Source organism: Micromonospora sp. NPDC000121 (assembly GCF_042899165.1).
Classification (GTDB): domain Bacteria; phylum Actinomycetota; class Actinomycetes; order Mycobacteriales; family Micromonosporaceae; genus Micromonospora.
In genome coordinates this window covers 330,269-351,859 of record NZ_JBIAZP010000003.1, presented here as the reverse complement: position 1 = coordinate 351,859, position 21,591 = coordinate 330,269, and the positions used below count along the sequence as shown (strand labels likewise).

General features: G+C 72.6%; 11 protein-coding genes. 7 read left to right on the top strand and 4 right to left on the bottom strand.

The features are described 5' to 3' along the window. Positions 1-26 precede the first annotated feature (26 nt). The 3 genes from ACFY23_RS12125 to ACFY23_RS12115 all read right to left on the bottom strand — a co-directional run bounded on the left by ACFY23_RS12125 (position 27) and on the right by ACFY23_RS12115 (position 3,770). Entirely contained in the window at positions 27-1,274 is a 1,248-nt protein-coding gene (locus ACFY23_RS12125; protein WP_350678836.1) for a S8 family serine peptidase, read from the bottom strand. Next, positions 1,271-2,536 (bottom strand): ATP-binding protein, encoded by a 1,266-nt coding sequence (locus ACFY23_RS12120; protein WP_350678838.1) that lies wholly within the window; start codon positions 2,534-2,536, stop codon positions 1,271-1,273. Before ACFY23_RS12120 ends, ACFY23_RS12125 begins: the two co-directional genes overlap by 4 nt. Before the next feature lie 271 nt (positions 2,537-2,807). Then, entirely contained in the window at positions 2,808-3,770 is a 963-nt protein-coding gene (locus ACFY23_RS12115; protein WP_350678840.1) for an FAD-dependent oxidoreductase, read from the bottom strand. Between the two features lie 108 nt (positions 3,771-3,878). Between ACFY23_RS12115 and ACFY23_RS12110 the strand changes: the two genes are divergently transcribed. The 4 genes from ACFY23_RS12110 (at position 3,879) to ACFY23_RS12095 (ending at position 6,757) form a co-directional block, all read left to right on the top strand. Next, positions 3,879-4,781 (top strand): LysR substrate-binding domain-containing protein, encoded by a 903-nt coding sequence (locus ACFY23_RS12110; RefSeq protein WP_350678842.1) that lies wholly within the window; start codon positions 3,879-3,881, stop codon positions 4,779-4,781. A 170-nt stretch (positions 4,782-4,951) separates the two neighbouring features. Further along, a complete protein-coding gene (locus tag ACFY23_RS12105; RefSeq protein WP_350678844.1) occupies positions 4,952-5,323 on the top strand; it encodes a hypothetical protein in 372 nt (123 codons plus the stop codon). A gap of 214 nt (positions 5,324-5,537) precedes the next feature. Then, positions 5,538-6,095, top strand: coding sequence for a TetR/AcrR family transcriptional regulator (locus tag ACFY23_RS12100; protein ID WP_350678846.1), 558 nt, complete (start codon positions 5,538-5,540; stop codon positions 6,093-6,095). Between the two features lie 14 nt (positions 6,096-6,109). Next, a complete protein-coding gene (locus ACFY23_RS12095; protein ID WP_350678848.1) occupies positions 6,110-6,757 on the top strand; it encodes a hypothetical protein in 648 nt (215 codons plus the stop codon). Positions 6,758-6,843: 86 nt separating this feature from the next. On the opposite strand, the gene ACFY23_RS12090 is transcribed toward ACFY23_RS12095, so the two are convergent. Next, the gene (locus ACFY23_RS12090) at positions 6,844-8,037 is read right to left on the bottom strand and encodes an FAD-dependent oxidoreductase (protein ID WP_350678850.1); all 1,194 of its coding nucleotides are present in this window, start codon (positions 8,035-8,037) and stop codon (positions 6,844-6,846) included. Positions 8,038-8,195: 158 nt separating this feature from the next. Between ACFY23_RS12090 and sigJ the strand changes: the two genes are divergently transcribed. From sigJ to ACFY23_RS12075, 3 genes are all read left to right on the top strand, one after another. Beyond that, entirely contained in the window at positions 8,196-9,287 is a 1,092-nt protein-coding gene (gene sigJ / locus ACFY23_RS12085) for an RNA polymerase sigma factor SigJ (RefSeq protein WP_387051216.1), read from the top strand. Between the two features lie 100 nt (positions 9,288-9,387). Next, entirely contained in the window at positions 9,388-20,250 is a 10,863-nt protein-coding gene (locus ACFY23_RS12080; RefSeq protein ID WP_350678854.1) for a non-ribosomal peptide synthetase/type I polyketide synthase, read from the top strand. Continuing rightward, positions 20,247-21,572: an MFS transporter gene (locus tag ACFY23_RS12075; RefSeq protein WP_350678856.1), complete on the top strand. Its 1,326-nt coding sequence runs from the start codon at positions 20,247-20,249 to the stop codon at positions 21,570-21,572. Before ACFY23_RS12080 ends, ACFY23_RS12075 begins: the two co-directional genes overlap by 4 nt. The last annotated feature ends 19 nt before the right edge of the window (positions 21,573-21,591 follow it).

Here is a 21,591-nt window from a genome sequence, read left to right as displayed (position 1 = left end):
CACCGGCGCACCACGGGTGGGGCCGGTCAGCCGCCGGGACGCCAACCGCGGGCCCGGCCTCGACGCACCACGGCCGTACCGATCCCGAGCAGCAGCGCCGCCGCGAGTCCCGCCGACGCCACGGGCAGCACCAACGGATTCGCCTCGGAACCCGGGTTCGCCCGGGCTGCGGCGACGGGCTGCGCGCTCGCGCCCACGGCTCCCCGCGGATCCTCCACGCCCTCGGCGGCCACCGCCCGGTACGGGTCCACCATCCCCCAGCCGAGCTGCGGGTGGTGCCCGTCGACCGCGGTCCGGTGCGCGGTCGACGTGATCCGCCGCACCACCTCGGCGGCGCTGAGCTCTGGCCGGTAGGACCGCAGCAGCGCGGCGGTGCCCGCCACGTACGCGGCCGCGTAGGCCGGATCGTCGACCGTGGGTGAGTGTCCCAGCCGGCCGTCCGCTCCGGCGGAGAGGCTCAGCAGTTGCCTGCCCGGGGCGGCCACCCCGATGTAGTCACCGGATTCGGTGGAGGCCACCGCGCCGTCCGGCCCGAACGCACCGACCGCCAGCACCCCGGGCAGCGCGGTCGGGTAGCTGGTCACACCCTGGGTCCGCGCGCCGGAAGCGGCCGGCGACACCACCACGATGTCGGCCGCGATCGCCCGTGCGGTGGCGGCCCGCAACTGGGCGGTGTTCCTGGTTGCCGGCAGTACCACGTAGATCACTCGGGCGCGGGCGGTGACCGCGAAGTCGATGGCGGCGGCGAGCCGGCCGGGGTCTACGGCCCCGTCGCCCTGCCTGGTGCTCTGGGTGTAGCGGACCGGGAGCACGGACACGTCGGGAGCCAGCCCGGCGAACGTGGTGTCGTCGTGCGGCCGGGCGGCGATCAGGCCGGCGGCGAACGTGCCTCGGCCGTCACAGTCGTCGGTGGCTCCATCGCGGTTGGCCAGGACGTCCCGACCATCCTCGACCTGGCCTGGACGAAACTGCGCGTTACGGGCGTCGACGCCGGTGCCGAGCACCGCGGTCCGCACCCCGGCACCCGTGCTCAGTGGCCACACCCGGCGCGGCCCGAGCAGTTCCAGCGCCCACGGGGTGCCGGCGGTGTGCACCCCCACCGGGTTGGCACAGCCGGCCGGCGCCGCGTAGCCGGCCGGCGCGCCGGCCACCGGCAGCGCCCCGACCAGTGCGCCGACGACGCCCGCCAGCGCGCCGAGCGCGGGTCGCGAGCCACTAGGCCCGCGCCGGGCCGTCGTGCCGGCACCGCGCCTGGGCCCGCCCAACCGGATCATGCCGGCACCCGCAGGGTCACCCGGGTGCCACGACCGGGCCACGACTCCACGGTCGCCTTGCCGCCGACCTCACGCAGCCGGGCCACGATCGACTCCCGGATGCCGAACCCGTGTCGGCCGGCGACATCGAAGCCGCAGCCGTGGTCACGGATCACCACGACCAGGGCGCTGCTCTCCTCGTCGGCGCGGACCACCGCGTCACCGATCCCGGCGTGCTTGGCCACGTTGCCCAGGGCCTCCCGCACCCCGCCGAGGACGGCGTCCCGGTACGGGCGGGACATCCGACTGCCGGCGCCGGCGGCCACTGCCAGCTCCACCCGCAGCCCGCGTCCGGCGAGTTCCTCCACCAGTTCGGCCAACCCGTCGGCGAGCGGGTTGTCGCTGCCGCCACCGGGCTCGTCGAGCATCCTGCGCAGCCGGGCGGCCTGGACGCGGGCGGTGGCCCGCACCTGGGCGAGCTGCGCCGCTGACGCGGTCTCGTCCGCCGCGCTGTGCAGGGCGACCGCTTCCAGGGTCTGCAGCACCGTGTCGTGCAGCGACCGCAGCCATCGGACCCGCTCGGCCTCCCGACCGGCCCGGATCCCGTACGACATGGCCAGGTGCAGGCTCAGCCCACAGATCACGAGCGCCGCCAACGTGACCACCACCGCCAGTGCGAGCCACCCGGCCCGGCCGGCGAGGGTTCCCCTGCCCGCGGCGGCGCCGAACGCGATCGTCGCCAACTGGACGGGCATCGACATCAGCACCGCGAGCACGCCACCGGCCAGGCCGTACGCGCCGGTCACCAGAACCACGGCACCGGCCAGGTAGGGCCAGAACACGTCGGTGTGCGGTACGACCGCGCTCACCGCCACGATCACCCCGTAGGCCACGGCGACGTCGACCAGCACGGCCCCGCGTACCTGTTCGAGGTCCACCGTCGGCCGCCGGTGGACCGTGACGATGGCCGCGACGTTGCCGGCCAGCAGCAGGGCCGCAACCGGCAGCAACGTGACCAGTGCCACCGGCTCCCCGCGCGCCACGAGCAGGCCCATGGCGACGGGCAGGACGCACACCCGGTATGCCAGGGCGCCGAGCAGCAGGCAACGCGAGGTCTGGCGATGCAGCACGGCAGCGGCGGCGCCGTCGACCGGGGCCAGACCCTCCACCGAGGCCGATAGCGTCCACATCGGAGGTTTACGTCGGGATGCGATCCCCGCCATGGCGGCGCGGGTCAGCAGCGCGAACACCATGGCCGGCAGGGCGACACTGTCGACTGTCACGGACCCTCCCGCGGTGCGCCGACCAATGCCCACGTGTCAGCTCCTTGTCCACATCACGGACCGCGCGTCGCGTCTGGCCCCCACGAGGATCATGGCCAGTTTTCCCGACATTTGGCCCCCGGAGCAAGAGTTGACCACCCATTGATCCGGGCCGACGTCGAATGGCGCCCGGACCCGCGATCGGGCGGAACCGGCGGCCCGTGATCGCCCCGACCAATCGGGACGGACAGCCGATCCGCGTAGTGGCGAAGCGTCCCCCGGATACGCCCGGTCAGCCACCCAGGGCGAGGTCCGCCACCTCGGCGGCGCAGCCCCACGACAGGGTGACCCCCGCCCCGCCGTGGCCGTACGCGTGCACGAGCCGGCTGCCGCGCGGGCCCGCCGGGTCCGGGTCCACCTCGACCCGCGGGCCGCCGCGCCGGGCCGGCCGCAGCCCGATCCGCTCGCCGAGCACCGGCGCGTCGGCCAGCTCCGGCACCAGCGCGACACAGCGGCGCCGGATCGCCGCCGCCGTCCCCGGGTCGGGCGCGGTGTGCCCCACCCCCGGCTGGTACGTGCCGCCGAGCACCACGTCGTGCCGGCGCGGGTGCACGTACGTGATCCCGGCCGGGTCGTCCTCGTCGCGCACCGAGACGGTCAGGCCCGGGTTCGCCACCAGCACCAAGTGCCCGCGTACCGGGTGCACGGCCGGGTCCGCGGCGAGCTGGCCGGCGGCCAGACCGGTCGCGTTGACGACCGTCGGCGCGGTGTCGAACGCGTCGGCGAGCCGGCGCACCCGGCGGCGCAGCACCCGCCCGCCGCCGGCCTCCAACCGCTGCCGCAGCCAGGCCAGGTACGGCGTCATCTCCACCGTCGGCGCGGTGAACCGCAGCAGCGCCGTGTACGGCGGTCGCGCCGGCTCCACCACCAGGTCCCCGCACGCCTCCGCCCACCAGGGCGGGCCTTCGTACGGGTGACGCAGCAGCATCCGGGTCGGCCGCGCGACCACCCCCGGCACCCCGTCCGCGGCCTGGCGGCCCAGCTCCGTGTGGGTCTCCCGCGCCCAACGCAGCACCCGCGGGTCCTGGTCGGTGTGGCTTGGGTACCAGACCGCGGCGGCCACCGTGGACACCGTGTCCGCCGGGTCGTCGGCGGCCAGCACGGTCACCCGCGCCCCTCGCTGCTGAAGGGTGACCGCCGCCGTCATCCCGACGATCCCGCCCCCGACCACCACCACGTCCGCCGCTGCCGTCATCGTCCGCTCCCTCGCTCGTGCCGTTGGCTTCGGATCGTCGCCGTCCCGCCGGGCCGCCGTCCAAGACGGATCGGACAGCCGGCGATAAGCGGCGCTTATGATCGGTCCATGTCCGACCCGCCGACCCTGGACGCCTGGTTGGACCTGCGGCGGCTGCGCTACTTCGCCGTGCTCGCCGAGGAGTTGCACTTCACCCGGGCCGCCGCCCGGCTGCGCGTCGCCCAGCCCGCGCTCAGCCAGCAGATCCGGGCCCTGGAACGCCAGCTCGGCGTGCCGCTCGTGCACCGCACCAGCCGAGGCTGCCGTCTGACGGAGGTGGGGGCGCGGGTCGCCGACGAGGCCGTCCGGCTGCTCGCCGACGTGGACGCGGGGGCCACCCGCATCCGGGACCTGGTACGCGGGCGGGGCGGCCGACTCCGGCTCGCGTACACGCGGTCGGCGCGCGGCGGCTCGGTCGACGCGCTGGTCGCCCGGTTCCGGGCCGCCCACCCGGACATCGAGGTCGTCCCGGAGACGGCCTGGACGGCGCCGAACGTGGCCGGACTGCTCGCCGGCCGGCTCGACGTGGCGTTCGTCCGCCCGCCCGTCGACGAGCCGGCGCTGGTCTGCCGGACGGTCGACACCGAGGAGTTGCTGCTGGCCCTGCCCGCCGGTCACCCCCTAGCCGCGGGCCGCCGCCGGATCAGCCGGGCCGAGGTGGTCGACCTGCCAGCCGTGATGTGGCCGCGCGAGAACGGCCCCGGCATGTTCGACCGTACGATCGCCCAGGTGTGGCCGCACGGCGGGTTCCGGCTCGTCCGGCAGGAGCCGGACGACGAGCAACTGCTGCGGGCGGTGGCGCAGGGAGACGTGATCGCGGCCGTCCCGGCCGGCCGTGCCCGCGCGCTGCGGCTGCGCGAGGTACGGCTGCGCCGGTTCACCGCCCCGACGCCCACCGTGGACGTCGCCCTGGCCTGGCCGCGCGACAGCACGAACCCCGCCCTCCGCCGGTTCCTCGCCCTGCTCGACTGAGGCCGGCGAGAATGCGGACCGGCAAAGAGGTGGGACGGTCCTCCTCGCCGAGCGCCTTCGCTCCGACCAGCGACGTCCGCTTCAGGGCGGGAATTCGGGTCCGCCGTTCGGGTCGCGAGGCGCACCGTTAGAGCCAGCGGACTTCGTCCGATTTCTGTATGGTGCCCGGAATGATCCGCAAGCTCACACTTACCACCGCCGCTGCCATGCTGCTCACTTTGACCGGATGCGGCGAAGACGGAGACGGCAGCAACCCTCCCGCGTCGGCACCGACCGCGCCCGCCCTGCTTGCCTGCAGCGACCTCTTCAAGCCGGGCCAGAAGATCGAGCAAGCGCAGGCTGAACGCGGATGTCTCGACCGTTCCGGCGGCATCCAGGTCGTCGGCGGGTTCCGTTGCGACGACGGCCGCGACCTGTGGGTGATGGACTCCTCGACGGGCGCGCCGGCCGGGTGGGGGTTCGGTGACGACGAGTTCGTCGCGGTGCAGGACGCGGCGAGCGAAGCCGGTTTCAACAAGGCATACAAAACCTGCAAGCCGTGACACCGCAAGCAGGGTCACACCTCCGCTGACCGAGGGCGTCACCGTCATGGTGACGCCCTCGGCGCTTTTGCGGGCCTGCGAACGAGTGCCCTCCGGCGCGACGGCGCCGCCACGACCAGCGCGTTGACAGCCCCGGCTATTCGGCGTAGCTTTCCAGCTATGCCTATTAGCCAAGCCCTCCCCCGAACGCACTCGGGCGGCCCGGAGGGTGCTCATGCCTAGGGCCGGGCTGTCCACCTCGACCGTCGTCGACGCGGCCCTCGACCTCATCGACGATCGGGGCCTGGACGCCCTGACCTTGGCCGCGGTCGCCGAACGCACCAAGGTCGCCGCACCCTCGCTGTACAAGCACGTCGGCAGCCTCGCCGAGCTGCGGACACTGATGGCTGTACGGATCATGGAAGAACTGACCGAACGCTTCACCGCCGCGTTGGTCGGCCGCAGCGGCGACGACGCCACCGCCACCCTGATGCGCACCTACCGCCGGTACGCGATCGAGCATCCGGCCCGCCACGCCGCGATGCCGCCGGATCCACTGCACGACCCGGTCCTGGCGAGCGCGGGCGCACGGCTGCTCGAGGTCTTCCTCGCGGTGCTGCGTGGCTACGGACTCGAAGGCGAGGCCGCCATCCACACCACCCGCTGCCTGCGGGCGATCGTCCACGGCTTCGCCTCGATCGAGGCGGCCGGCGGCTTCGGCCTGCCCGAGGACCTGGACGCCACCCACGAGCAACTGATCCGCATGTTCATCGCGAGCCTGCCCCGCACCTGATCTTGGAGAACACGATGTCCACCTCCCCCGCCCGCACCCGGCTCGGCGCCCTCGCCCTCGCTGCCGCCGGCGTCCTGTTCGTCCTCTACCCGGCGACCCGACCGTGGCACGACGAATCCACGGTCGACGGCGCGACCCGGGCGATGAGTTCCGACTGGTGGGTCGCCTCGCACCTGTTCGCCATCATCGGCTTCATCCTGGTGACGCTGGGTCTGCTCGCCGTACGCGACGCGGTCAGGCACACCCGAGCCGGACGGCTCGCCTTCGCCGCCGTCGTGACCGGTTGGATCGGCGTGGGACTCGTCCTGCCCTACTACGGCGCCGAGGACTTCGGCCTGCACGCCATCGCCAGCACGTACGCCGCGGGCCAGCCGCTCGACCTGCTCGACATGGTCGAGACGGTTCGATACAACCCGGTCGCGATCACGACGTTCGGGCTCGGCCTGATCACGCTCGGGGTGTCGGCCGTCCTGACCGCCGTCGCGGTCTGGCGCTCGGGAGTGCTGCCCCGCCCCAGCGGCATCGTCTTCGCACTCGGCTTCGCCCTCTTCCTGCCACAGTTCTACACTCCCGCGGCCGTCCGGGTCGCACACGGCGTGCTCGTCGCGGTCGGCTCGGCCTGGCTGGCGCTGGCACTCTGGCGGGCGAGGGCTGAATCCTGACGTACCGGAACCTCCTCGACGGGGCCACGGAGGTTTCGCAGTCCGCGGCCCCGGCCGGTTGAACCGCTCGGCATGCTCGCCGGTCGTCACGGGGACGCGACCACCCGGTCAGCGGAGGCCGGCTGCTCGGGACGCGGGCCGCCCTTGACCCAGACGACGGAACCCGGCTTGCGGGCCTCGCGTCGGATCCTCGACACCGCCAACTTGCAGGTCATCTCCTTGTACGCGGCGCCCATGCGGCCGTCGAAGTAGACGTTCACCGCGGTATCGTCCTTGCGGGCGAACTGTCGTAGGCCGGCCCGCCGGCCGAGGCTGACACACGACCCCGTGAAGGCCAGGCTGATCAGCGCCGGATCGGTCCCCGCGATACGGCTCAACACGGTGTTCGCGGCCTGCGCCCCGAGCGGCCCGGCCGCGTAGCAGCTCATCCGCAGCGGCCGGTCCGAGGGCGCGACGGCGTCCCCGGCCGCGACGATCCGGTCGTCGTCGACGCTGGTCAGCGTCTCGTCGGTGAGGAGCCGGCCGAGCTCGTCGGTGCGCAGCCCACTCGCGGCCGCCAACCTCGGCACGCCGAAGCCTGCCGCCCAGATGGTCAGTGCGCTCGCACGCACCGCGCCGTCGGCGAAGACGACCGCATCCGGCCGGACCTCGCTCACCACGGCGGCCTCAAGCACCGCGACACCGTGCCGGGACAGCCACCTGGCCACGGATCGGCGGGCGGGGGCGCTCAGGGACGGCGCCAAGGTCCGGCCGCACACCAGCGTGACCCTGCGTCCTTGCTCGGCAAGTTCGGCGGCCGTCTCGATGCCGGTCAGCCCGGCGCCGACCACGGTGACCGGAGCGTCGGGAGGCAACTCGTCAAGCTCGGCGCGCAGCCGCTGCGCGGACTCGAACTCAGCGATGGAGACAGCGAATTCGGCCGCGCCAGGCACCGATGACGGTATCGACCCGGTGCTGCCCACCGCGTAGATGACGTAGTCGTAGTCCAGGGCGCCGCCCGAGGCCAGCTGGACCGTGCGGAGGGCGGTGTCGATGCGCGTGGCGCTGTCGACAACCAACTGGATGCCCTCACCGAGTAGCGTGCCGTAGTCGACCGTGGCCGCACCGGTGCCGGCCACGAACTGGTGCAGCCGGATTCGTTCGACGAACTCCGGGCGGGGATTGACCAGGGCGATGTCGACGTCGGCGCGCATCCGCAGATGGTTGGCCGCGAGCGTGCCGGCGTAACCGCCGCCGATGACGACGACCTTGTTGGACGTGTGGGGTCCGGGCGTGGACATGGCAGGATTCCCTTCTCGATCTCGGCAGGTGTTCGAGGCTTGCGGCCCGATGGGGTCGGTCCCTCATCACGGGGCGGCCGGCGCGGGGACGATCACGCCTTCCGGCGCGGGTTCTCGACGGCGATCCGGATGCCCGCCGGGGCAGCTACCTTGCGGTGGTGGATGGTGTCTCACTCATCCGACAACGCAACGCCTCGGAATGTGAGGCGGCCCGCCCACCTCACAGATCGCCGCGCCGTCTTGTCGAACTGGTGAGTGCACGTGCGACCAGGGGAGCCGACGACACCATGACGATCCAGTCCGGGCCAGCAGGCGGCCAGCTCGATCCGAGCCTGACCGCGATCATGAGCGAGCGGCGTCAGCTGATCAATCTGGCGTATCGGCTCCTCGGCTCCCTGGCCGACGCCGAAGATGTCGTCCAGGAGACCTACGCCCGGTGGTACGCCCTGCCCCGGCAGCAGCAGGACGTCATCGCATCCCCCGGCGCCTGGTTGACCAGGGTCGCCAGCCGTGTCTGCCTCAACGTGCTCTCCTCGGCACGGGCCCGGCGGGAGACGTACGTGGGCGCATGGCTCCCCGAGCCGCTACCCGAGCCTACGGAGTGGATCACCGGACGGTCGGGCGGCTTCACCGTCGACCCAGCCGACCGGGTCACTCTCGACGAGTCGGTCAACATGGCCTTCCTCGTCGTGCTCGAATCGATGACCCCGGCCGAACGCGTCGCGTTCGTCCTGCACGACGTCTTCCGCTACTCCTTCGCCGAAGTGGCCGAGATCGTCGGCCGTACCCCGGCGGCATGCCGCCAGCTGGCCTCCTCGGCCCGCCGTCGTATTCGCGCGTCGCAGGCTCCCGCGACGTCGACAGCCCAGCAGGCCCGGATCGTCAGGGACTTCAAACAGGCCTGGGAAGCCAGGGACATCGACGCCCTCATCGGCCTCCTCGACCCCGACGCCACGGCGATCGCCGACGGCGGCGGCGTCGTCCGCACCGCGCTCCGCCCGGTCGAGGGCGCCGAGCAGATCGTGCGCTCCCTGGTCCATCTCGAGGACAGGCTGCGCGACCTGACGATCCTGGAGCGTACGGTCAACGGCCAACCCGGCCTGATCGCTCGGCAGGACGGCGTCACCGTATCGGTGTACGCGTTCGAGGTGGCAGGCGACCGGATCAGGCGCATCTGGGCGGTACGCAACCCCGACAAGCTCCAGCCGTGGACGGTGGGGCCGCGGGAGCCGGCGCGAGCAGGTGGCTGAACGGGGTCCCCGGACCGGCCCCGGTCGCGGCCCGCCGCGGTGCGGGTCGCGCCCATTCGTGAATCGACACGCGCGTTACGAGCCATCGAGGTTGCTCAGCGTGCGTACGCTCCACCGGGCGGCGGCGCGGCTCTGCTGGCGCAGCCAGGCAAGCGGAGAGCACGACGCGATGGGGGAGAGCGTGGACCGACCGGCCTTCTACAGCGGCCCACCGCTGGAACTGGCGGACGACTGTCCGCGGTGTCTGCCCGAGGCGCTTCTGCGCGCCGCGGAGCAGTTTCCTGACGCCGGTGTGGTCGTCGTCTCCGAGCCGGGGCGGTCGGCGTCCCTCCCGTTCCCGGCGCTGCTGCACCGGGCCCGCCGGATCCTCAGCGGACTGCGCGACCGGGGGTTGCGGGCCGGTGACCACGTCGTCCTGTACGGCGGGCGACCGCTGGACTTCGTCACCACCTTCTGGGCCTGCGCCCTCGGTGGAATCCGTCCGCTCCTGGTCGCTCGCCCGTCCGGTCCCGCCGCGATCGCCGACGGCCTCGACCGGTTGGGCCGCGCGGTGCGGCTACTCGGCGAGCCGCTCGTCCTCTGCACCGCGGACGACCGCGACGGCCTGCCCGAAGGGCTTCGGCTCCTTGACGTCGGGGCGTACGCCGAGCATCCGCCCGCCGTGGACGTGCACCAACCGGATCCGGACGATGTCGCGCTGCTGATGATGTCCTCCGGGAGCATGGGGAGCGCCAAGCTCATCCAGCTCACGCAGCGAGGTCTGGTGGAGTTCGGCGCGGGCACCCCGACGCTGCTGCCGATCCGCCCCGGGGAGGTCACGCTGAACTGGCTCCCACTCGACCACAGCGCGTCGTTTCTCCTTTATCACCTGCTCGAGGTCTTCGTCGGCTGCACCAACGTGCACGCGCCCAGCGAACTGGTCCTCGCCGACCCGGTGCGCTGGCTGGATCTGATCGTCGAGCACAAGGTCAACCACGCCTGGTCGCCGAACTTCGGGTACCAGCTGGTCAACGAGGCTCTCTCGGGGCGTACGGACGGACACTGGGACCTGTCCTCGATCGTCACGCTGGTCAGTGGTGGCGAGCAGATCACGGTCCCGGTCATGGCCGAGTTCCTCCGCGCCACCGCGTCCTTCGGCATCCGACCGGAGGTCTTCGTTCCCGCATGGGGGATGACCGAGACGGTGACCGGCATCAGCTTCGCGCGCGGGGGTCTGGACGCGAACGTGCACCGCGTCCGCGCGTCGAGCCTCGGCGGCGATCTGACGTGGACGGACGACGCGGCCGAGGCGGACGGCCACGTCACGTTCGTGGCGGTCGGGTCGCCGGCGCCGGGAGCGACGCTTCGCGTCGTCGACGACCGCGACGTCGTGCTGCCGGAGGGACGCATCGGACGACTGCAGGTCAGCTCGGCGCGGGTCACGAAGGGATACTTCGGCAACTCCGACGCCGACCGGGCCGCGTTCGTCACGGGCGACTCCGAGCACGAGATCTGGCTGAACACCGGTGACCTGGCGTTCGGCAGGGACGGCCAGGTCGTCATCGCCGGGCGTGCGGGCGACCGCGTCGTCCTCAACGGACAGACGTGGTACGCCCATGACATAGAGAGCGTCGTCGCTGACGCACCAGGCGTCGTCCCCGGGCTCGTCGCGGCCTGCGGCGTGCCGCGTCCGGAGAGCGGCTCCGAGACACTGGTGGTGTTCTTCGGCACCGACCACGCCGAACCGGCCGACACGGTCCGGGCCATCCAGCAGGCGCTCTTCGTCCGGCTGCGGATGACCGCGCGGGTGGTGCCGGTGCCACGCGCCGCGTTCCCGAAGACGCCCAGCGGCAAGGTCCAGCGGTCGGCACTGCGTCGGCGGCTTCTCGACGGTGAGTTCGACGCCGGCCCCACCACCGCCGGCGCCGTCGCCGCGCCCGCCGGACTGCGTGGCGCGATGCGGGATGCGTTCCGCGCCGTGCTCAAGGCCGAGGTTGACGACAACACGCCCTTCTACGAGATGGGCGTCGACTCGGTGACACTGGTCCGGCTGCACGCGCGGTTGCAGAGCGAGCTGGGGATCGAGTTCAGCAAGGTGGCGATGTTCGAGCACCCGTCCATCGCCGCGCTCACCAGTCACCTCGGCTCGCTCGGCCCGCCACCCGGACGGCACCCGCGCGTCGCGGCTGCCTCCGAACAGCGGATCGCCGTCGTCGGTATGGCCGCGCGGTTCCCCGGGGCCGACACGCTGGACGACTTCTGGACGAACCTGACAGGGGGCGTGGTGAGCGTACGGCGGTTCGACGCGGAGGAGCTGACGGCGGCCGGTGTGCCCGCTGCCGACCGTGCCGACGCCGACTTCGTTCCGGTCACCGGGGCGCTCGCCGACATCGACGCCTTCGACGCCGATTTCTTCGGCATGAGCGCGGCGGAGTCCGAGCTGACCGATCCCGCGCACCGGCTGTTCCTCGAGTGCTGCTACCACGCGCTGGAGCATGGCGGGTACGCCGGCGCGACGGGCGACGCACGCATCGGGATCTTCGCCGGTGGCGGCATGAACCTCTACACGCATCAGAACTACCTGCTCAACAACCTGCTGACCGGTCAGGACGACCCGGTCAGCGGGATGCAGAAGGCCATCGGCACCCAACCGGACTTCCTGGCGACCCGGGTCGCCTACCGGCTGGGCCTGACCGGCCCCGCCGTCGGCGTGCAGACCGCGTGTTCCACCTCGCTGGTCGCCGTGCACCTGGCCTGCCAGGCGCTGCGTAGCGGCGATGCCGACCTTGTGCTGGCCGGTGCCGCCGCGGTCCACGTTCCGCAGGCCACCGGATACCGCCACTACCCCGGATCGATCCTCTCCCCCACCGGGCGGTGTCGCGCGTTCGACGCCGACGCCGACGGCACGGTGGGCGGCAACGGGGTGGCAGCCGTGCTGCTCAAACGGCTGGACCGGGCCATCGAGGACGGCGACACGATCCACGCGGTGATCATCGGGTCGGCGGTGAACAACGACGGGACGGGCAAGGTCGGCTTCACGGCGCCCAGCGTCGCGGGGCAGGTGGACGTGATCGAGCGGGCGCTCGACCAGGCGAACGTCCCGGCCGAGACCATCACCTATCTGGAGGCCCATGGCACCGGGACGCCGCTCGGTGATCCGGTGGAGCTTCGCGCGGCGGCCAGGGCGTTGCGCAACCGGACGGACAAGGTCGGCTTCTGCACCGTCGGCTCCGTCAAGCCCAACATCGGTCACCTGGACAGCTGCGCGGGCATGGCGGGCCTGATCAAGACGGTCCTCATGCTGTCTCACCGCACGCTCCCACCGCTGGTGAACCTGCGGAGACCGAACCCGGAACTCGAACTCGACGGCAGCCCGTTCGTGCTCGGCACCGAACTGCGGGCCTGGCCAACCGACGGGGCGCCCCGCCGCGCCGGGGTCAGCGCGCTGGGCGTCGGCGGCACCAACGCACACGTCATCCTGGAAGAGCCGCCACCGACACCCGAGCGGGACACGGCGCCGGGCGCCCTCCGCGTCCTGCCGCTCTCCGCGGCCGACCCGGCGGCGCTCACCGAGCTGACCAGCCGGATGCGCGCTCACCTGCGCGCCCATTCTGCCCTGCCGGTCGCGGACGTGGTCTCCACCGCCGCGCTCGGCCGAGCCCACCGCCGGCACCGGCTCGCTGTCGTCGGCGGCAGCGCCGCCGAACTGGCCGACGCGCTCGACGAGGCGCTGGCCGCCGAGGTGCCGCCCGGCGGGCCCGGCCCGTTGGCATTCGCCTTCACCGGCCAGGGCGCCGCGAGTTTGGGCATGGCCGACGAGCTGTACCAGGCATTCCCTGCCTTCCGGCGGGTGCTCGACGAGTGCGAGCGGCTGTACACCGCGGAGCACGGCGCCAGCCTGCTCGCGCTGCTGTGCGGACGCCACGATCAGCGCCTCTGGCCCACCGACACGGCGCAGCCCGCGCTCTTCGCGTTCCAGGTCGCCCTGGTCGAGCTCTGGCGCACCGTCGGCGTGGAGCCGGACCTCGTGCTGGGGCACAGCGTCGGCGAGTACGCGGCGCTCTGTGTCGCGGGGGGCATGTCGCTCGCCGACGGGATGCGGCTCACGGCGTCACGCGGCAGGCTGACGCAGCGGGGCACTCCCCCGGGCTCGATGATCGCGGTGCTGGCCGGTCGCGCCGCCATCGCCCCGATGCTCGCCGACATCCACGTCGAGGTGGCCGCCGTCAACGGCTCCGAGGAGTACGTCCTGGCCGGGCCGGAAGCCGCCGTCGAGCAGGCGACCGCGTGGCTCGACCGACACGCCATCGAGTGGCGGAAGCTGCTGGTCGACCGGGCCTTCCACAGCAGGTTGCTGGATCCGATCGTCGACGCCTTCGCGGCGCAGGCGGCGACCGTACGGATGTCGCCGCTGAGCACGCCGATGGTCAGCACCCTGACCGGGGGGCTGCTGGCGGCGGGCACGGTGCTGCCTGCCGACTACCTCGCCCGGCAGATCCGCCGGCCGGTGCTGTTCGCCGACGCGGTGAGCACCCTCGTGGCGCAGGGTTGTCGCCGGTTCCTCGAGATCGGCCCGGACGCGGTGCTGAGCGGAGTGGGGCGGCGCGCCGACCCCGCCACTGCCTGGGTGGCGACGCAACGGCGAAGCACGCACCCGGTCCTGGCGGTCGAGCACGCCGTCGCAGAGCTGTATCGCCACGGCGATTCGGTCAAGTGGGCGGAGGTGGCCGGTGGCGGAAGGCGGATACCGCTGCCCAGCTACCCGTTCCGGCGCAAGCGCTACTGGATCGCCCCCGGCGCCCCCACCGGTTCCCGCGAACCGGTCACCGCCGGTGGCGAAGCGCGGGCCTGCGAACCGGCTGTCGTGCCGGCCGCTGCGGCAGCCCGGCGCGCGGAGGTGCTGGCGGCCGTCCGTGACCTGACGGCCCGGCACCTGGGCGCCTCCTTGGCCGAGGTTCGGCCGCGGCGCGCGTTCCTCGACCTCGGTGCCGACTCGCTGTCCATGCTGCGCGTCGTGCAGGAGGTACGGCAGTCGTTCGGGATCGAGCTGGCCGCCCGGGAGTTGTTCACGATCGCGGACAACCCCGAGCGCCTCTCGGCGTTGATCGCCGACCGGATGGGCGCCGAGGACGCCCCCACTCAGACGCCGACCGATCCGGTGGCGGCCGACGGGAGGCCGGCACCGACCGCGTCCGGCGCCGGCGCGCCGCCCGCGGAGGTCGCCGCGCCGCCCGCGGAGGTCGCCGACGTCATCGCCCAGCAGCTCCGACTCACCGAACAGCTCGTCGAGCAGGTCACCTCGGTGATGCGCGAACAGCTGGCCGTGTTGGGCGGGACAGCCGGAGGACAGGGCGGCCCGACGGCGCCGCCCGCGCGACCCGGACCCTCGATGTCCGCCGCACCTGCCGCGGCCGTCGCCGCGGCCGCCGCGACCACACCCGGCAGGACGACGCCGATTACCGCACCCGTGCCCACGCCGCCGGTTGCCGCACCCGTGCCCACGCCGCCGCCGGCGCCGGCGCCGCAGCCCCGACCCGCGCCGCCGGCGCCGCCGGCACAGGCCAGAACCTGCGATTTCAGCCTCTACTTCTTCGGTGACTATCCGGACCAGGACCAGCAGGACAAGTACGGCGCGATCATGGAAGCCGTCCGGTTCGGCGATCAGCACGGCTTCCACGGTGTGTGGTTGCCGGAGCGGCACTTCCACTCGTTCGGCGGGCTGTTTCCCAACCCGGTCGTGCTGGCCGCCGCGGTGGCCCGCGAGACGTCCCGGATCAGGATCAACGCGGGATCCGTGGTGCTGCCGCTGCACAACCCGATCCGGGTGGCCGAGGAGTGGTCGGTGGTCGACAACCTCTCCGGCGGCCGGGTCGGGCTGTGCGTGGCCAGCGGTTGGCACCCGAACGACTTCGCGCTCAACCCGGACGCGTTCGGCAACCATCGGCAGCTCGCGTACGAGCACCTGGCGACCGTTCGCACGTTGTGGTCGGGCGAGGCGCTGCCCGCCACAGCCGGCAACGGTGAACGGGTCGACGTCCGGATCTTCCCACGGCCGTTGCAGACGATGCCGCCGTTCTTCGTCGCCGTCGTGTCGAACCCGGACTCGTACCGGTCGGCCGCCGCCGCCGATCTCGGCGTGGTGACGAATCTGATGACCCAGTCCGTCGACCAGTTGGCCGAGAACATCTCGCTCTATCGCCGTACCAGAAGCGAACACGGGCTCGACCCGGATGGTGGCCGCGTGGTCGTCCTGGTCCACACGTACCTCGGGGACGACCTCGAGCGCACCCGCGCCGAGGCGTTCGCCCCGTTCTGCGGCTACCTGCGCTCGTCGCTGTCGCTCCTCGGCGGCGTCACCAACAGCCTCGGCGTCACCATCGACGACACCACTCCCGAGAGCGACGTCGACTTCCTGCTCGAGCAGGCCTACGCACGGTACTGCGAGGACCGGGCGTTGATCGGGACACCCGACAGTTGCGCCCCGATCATCGACCGTCTCACCGGGATGGGCGTCGACGAGATCGCCTGTTTCGTCGACTTCGGTGTCTCCACCGAGCAGATGCTGCGCAGCCTGCGGCTCGTCGACCGGGTGCGCGTGCGGCAGCAGGACCGGGTCTGCGATCCGCGGCAGGCCACGCAGCACGCGCCGCTGACGGCGGCGCAGCGGGGAATGTGGTTCCTGGAGCAGATGTACCCGGGGCGGACGAGCTACCACGAGCCGAAGGCGATCCGGCTGGACGGCACGCTGGACGTCACCGCACTGCGGTGGGCGTTGGGCAGCGTGGTGGAGCGCCACGCACCGCTGCGTACGGTGTTCCGCGAGGTCGACGGCGAGCCGTACCAGATGGTCCTGCCCTCCGTCGACCTGGACTGCCCGCTGGTCGACCGGTCGGGCGTCCCCGACGACCGAGCGATCCGGGACGCGGTGGCCGAGTTCGGCGCGCAGGGGTTCGACCTGACCACGGGACCGCTGCTGCGGACCGGGCTGATCCGGTTGGGCGAGGCTGCGCACCTGCTGATGCTCTACGCGCACCACATCGTCTTCGACTCGTTCTCCACCGCGGTGTTCGTCCGGGATCTCGCCGCGTTCTACCGGTCGGGACCGACCCAGCCACCGCCCCTCACCCCGCTGCCGATCACCTATCCGGACCACGTACGCGCACGCCTCGTCACCGGCGAGGAGAAGCGACGGCACCTGGACTACTGGCGGTCCGTTCTCGCCGGGGCGCCGCCGCTGCGGCTGCCCACGGACCGGCCCCGACCGCCGGTGATGACGGCGCGCGGCGCCGCACTCGTGCACGACCTGGACGCCGACGTCGCCGCGGCCGTACGTCGGATCAGCCAGGAGCACCGGGTCACGCCGTTCATGACCCTGCTCGGCGGAGTCGCCGCCGTGCTCGGGAGACTCAGCGGCCAGGACGACGTGGTGCTCGGCACCGTGCTCACCAACCGGCCCGCCGGCACGGAGGACCTGATCGGTCTGTTCATCGACTCGGTGCCGCTGCGCGTCGACCTGTCCGGTGACCCGACCCTCGGCGCTGTCGTGGAGCGGATCCGGGACGCCAGCACCGAGGCGTTCGACCATGCGGGAGTCGGGTTCGACGAGCTGGTCGGGGCGGTCAACCCGGAGCGGGACCCGAGCCGCAACCCGGTGTTCCAGGTCCTGGTCGAGTACGAGAGCGCGGTCACCGTCGACTTCGACCCGCCGCGGGTCAACGCCACGCTGCTCGACGTGCCCAGCGACCGGGCACCGCTCGACATGACCCTCTACCTGACGCACCACGTCGACCGGGTGCAGTGCGTCGTCGAATACAACACCGACCTGTTCGACGAAGCGTCCGTGCGACGGGTTCTGGCCTACCTCGAGGCGCTGCTCAGGCGGGCGGCCGCAGGGCGGGATCCGGTGTTGTCGGCGTTGACGGCACCGGTCGAGTCGGACCGGGCAGCGCTGAGCCGATGGGGCGGCGACCACCACGACGGCCCGACGGCCTGCCTGCACGAGCTGGTGGAGCAGCAGGTCGCCCGGACCCCGGACGCGGACGCGCTCGTGGTCGGCGAGACCCGACTGACGTACCGCGAGTTGGATCAGCGCGCCAACGCGATCGCATGGCGGCTGCGCGACCGGGGCGTGCGGCCGGACGACGTCGTCGCGGTGTGCCTGCCGCGCGGCGTGGATCTCGTCGCCACGCTGCTCGGGGTGCACAAGGCTGGTGCCGCCTACCTGCCGCTCGACCGCGGCGTGCCGGAGTCCCGGCTGGCCTTCATGACCAGCGACAGCGGCGCGGTTCTCCTCGTGACGGACGAGGAGAAGCTCGCCGCCCGCCTCGGGATGCAGATGTGCGCCCCGCACGGCGCGGACCCGAGGGCGGACGCCGCTCCACCACGGGTCGGTGGCCCCGACAGCCTGGCCTACTGCATCTACACGTCGGGCTCGACCGGCCGTCCCAAGGGGGTCGCCGTGCCGCACCGCGGCCCGGCGAACCTGGTCGGCTGGTACCTGCGGCACCGGCCGACGTTGCGCACCCTGCAGTGGACCTCCGTGGGCTTCGACGTGAGCGTCCAGGAGATCTTCACGACGTTGGCGTCCGGTGCCGCGCTCGTGATGATCCCGGACGAGGCGCGCTACGAACCCCAGGCGATGGTCGCGGCGATCAGGCGGCACGGGGTGGAACGGCTGTTCATGCCGTTCACCCCGCTCAGGTACCTGATGGACACCGACCCGGCGGTGCCGTCACTGCGCGAGGTCGTGTCGGCCGGCGAGGAGATGATCCTGACCCCGGCGCTGCGTCGCTTCCTCGCCGCGCATCCCGACTGCGCGCTCTACAACGAGTACGGACCCACCGAGGCGTCGATCATCACCCTCACCCACCGCGTCGACCCGGACGCGGGCGACAAGCCTCCCATCGGCCGCCCGATCGAGAACGTCGTCGTCCGGCTGCTCGACGAGCGGCAGCTGCCGGTGCCGGTCGGAGCCGTGGGCGAGATCCACCTGGGGGGCGCCTGCCTGGGCAGCGGGTACGTGGGCCGACCGGAGGAGACCGCCACCGCGTTCATCCCCGATCCCGCCGCGCCCACGAGGCGGCTCTACCGGACCCGCGACCTGGCGCGATGGCTGCCCGACGGCTCCCTGCAGTACCTCGGCCGCCTCGACAACCAGGTGAAGATCCGTGGCTACCGGGTGGAGCCGGAGGAGGCGCAGCGGGCGCTCCACGCGCTGGACGAGGTGCGCGACGCCGCGGTGCTGACCGGCCGGGACTCCCGCGGGGAGACCTGCCTCGTCGGGTACGTCGTGCTCGCCGACGCCGCGGTCGACCTCGGCCGCGTCACCGAACAGCTGGCGACCAGCCTGCCCAGCTACCTGATCCCGACCGAGTGGGTGCGGGTCGAGGAACTGCCGGTCAACGCCAGCGGCAAGCTGGACCGCGGCCGGCTGCCCGAGCCGGACCGGGGCCACCGGCGCGGCAGCGCACCGGCCTCCGACCTGGAGCGGAGACTGCACACACTGTGGGCGGAGCAACTGGGGCTGAGGAGCGTCCCGGTCGACGCCTCGTTCTTCTCGCTCGGCGGGCACTCGCTGACGGCGGTCGAGCTGGTCAATCGGGTACGGGACGCCCTCTCCGTCGAGTTGCGGGTGGCTGACCTGTTCCAGGCCCCCACCATCCGGGACATGGCGAGGCGCGTCCACGCCGCCACCGTGTCGGACACCGCCCCGGCGACGAGCATCCAGCAGCGGGCGTGGCGGATGCATCACGCCAATCCGCGCCCGGCCGTCTACAACGTGGGGCACCGGATTCGGCTGGAGGGTGACCTCGACGTACGCGCGCTGGAGCGCGCCCTCGACTCGCTCGTCCGTCGGCACGCCGCGCTCCGGACCCGTCTGGTTCCCCGAGACGACCAACTGGTCCAGGAGGTCCTCGCCGAGCTGCCCGTACGGCTGTCGGTCACCGACCTGACCGCGGAGCCGGACGGCGTGGACCGCTGGTGCGAGGCGACCGCGAACGCGGTCCTCGCGCCCGACGAGGCGCCGCTGTGGCGGGCCCGGCTGGGCCGACTCGGCGAGCGGCGGTGGATGCTCGTGCTGGTGCTGCACCACATGATCTGCGACGGATGGTCGATGGGTGTCATCTGGCGGGACCTGTCGACGCTCTGCGCCGACGAGGTGAACGGCACCACCACCGACCTGCCGACGGTGGTCGGGTACCCGGACTACGCCCGGTGGCGGGTGGCGCAGCTCGAGGCGGATCGTCGCGACGCGCTGGTCTCGTTCTGGCGTACGGAACTGGCTGGCGCGCGGCTGCGCTTCGACCTGCCCTACGATCGGCGCCGTCGCGGCCGACTCTCCGGCCGGGGGGCGCTGCACCGGTTCGACGTACCCGCGCGGACCGTCCGGCTCCTGCACGCGGCCGCCACGCGGATCGCCACCACGGCGGCCGCCGTTCTCACGGCGGCGTTCGCGGTGTGGATGGCGGAACTGTGCGGACAGCGGGACATGGTGGTGCCGGTGTCCAGCGCGAGCCGCGTCCGCCCGGAACACTCCGGCGTGGTCGGGCCCGTCGGCGAGGCGCTGCTGGTCAGGGTGACCCTCTCCGACGGGCTGCGTTTCGACGAGCTCGTCCATGCCGTCACCGAGCGGACGTTCGTCGCGCTCGACCACCACGCGCTCGCGCTGGGCCAGGTGGCGGACGCCGTCGGAGCCGACATACCGACACCGCAGGTGCTGTTCGCGGTCGTGACGACCCCACCGCCGGGCCTCACGCTTCCCGGTGTCTCGGCCGCCGTGGAGAGCCTCGCCGTGACGGGCGTGGCGCGCACCGAGCTGTACGTCGTACTCCTGCCGACGGAGCACCGCATCGAGGTGGCCTTCGAGTACTCCACGGATCTGTTCGACGAGTCGACGATCGAGGGCTGGGCGGCGGACTTCCTCTCGGTGCTCGAGCGGGTGGCGACCGCTCCCCAGGGCGAGATCGGCCACGGACACCGATGACGGGACCACGGACGATGCGGCTGTTCACCGTCTTCGTCGCCGGCTACTCGGTCTCGACGTTCGGCAACTTCCTCAACCTCGTCGCCCTCAACCTGTACGCGTACCACCTGACGGACAGCGCGCTACAGACCGGGCTGTTGATGGCGGTCCGGCTCACCGCCGGTTTCCTCGTGTCGCCGGTGGCTGGCGGCCTGGTCACCCGCGTCGACCGCAGAACCGTCATGATCGCCACCGACGTCGCACAGGCCCTCGCGATGATCGCGCTGCTGGCCGTGCCGGCAGCCGGGCACCCGCAGCTCCTCTACGTCGTGGCCGTGATCCTCGGCAGCGGCAACACGGTCTTCAACGTGGCGCTGCGGACAAGCGTGCCGGAGCTGGTGGGCGACGAGGATCGGCTACGGGGCAACGGCTATCTGCTGACGGGACGGTCAGCGGCGACGGTGCTCGGCTTCGCCTCGGCCGGCCCGATCATCGGCGAGTTCGGGTTCCTTCCCGCTTTCGCGGTCAACGCCGGGAGCTTTCTCGTCTCCGCGGTCGTGCTGGCCTGCCTGCCGCTCCCGTTCCGCCATGCCGGTGCCGCCTCGACGGCGCGTGGGTCCGGATCCGGGCCGGTCGGGCTGGGCGCCCTCCGGCTGCTGCTCGCCGGGTCGCCTGTCCTCGCCGGCATGGTGGCGCTACGCGGTGTGGACGCCTGGGGATCCGCGTCGCACAACGTGGCCCTGCCAGTCTTCGCGCACGTCGCGAACCCGGGCAACCCGGCGGCGCTGCTCAGCCAGTTCTGGGCCGCCTGGGCTGTCGGCACCCTGCTGACACACCAGATGGTCTCGATGTGGCTGAAGCGCACCGGCCGGTCACCGGACGAGCGGACGTTCGCCGTGGCCGCCTGCGTGATGTCGCTGGCGTTCGTGGCGGCGTTCACCGGACCGCCCGTGCCGCTGCTGATCGCGGTGGCGCTGGTCGCCGGGTTCGCGGACGGGTGCACCGAGCTGGCGTACTCCACCCGCCTGCAGGCGGCGCCCGCGCAGCTACGTGGGTACCTGTTCGGGATCTCCGCGACGGCGGAGACGTTCGGCTTCGCAGTCGGCATGCTGGCCAGCGGGCTCGTGCTGGAGCGGACCTCCCCGATGCCGGTGGTCGCCCTGTTCCACGGCACGGTGATCGCCACCGCCGGCGTGTTCCTGTCGCTGACCCTCACCAGGTGGCGAACCGCCGGTCGGAGCGCCCCGCGCCCCGCTGACCGGACCGAGGGGGACCGGAAAGCGGACCTGGGCGTCCTGGCGGTCTCGTCCCGTGCCTCGGGCGACGACCGACTGACCGGCTGACGTGAGCTTTCCCCGGCGG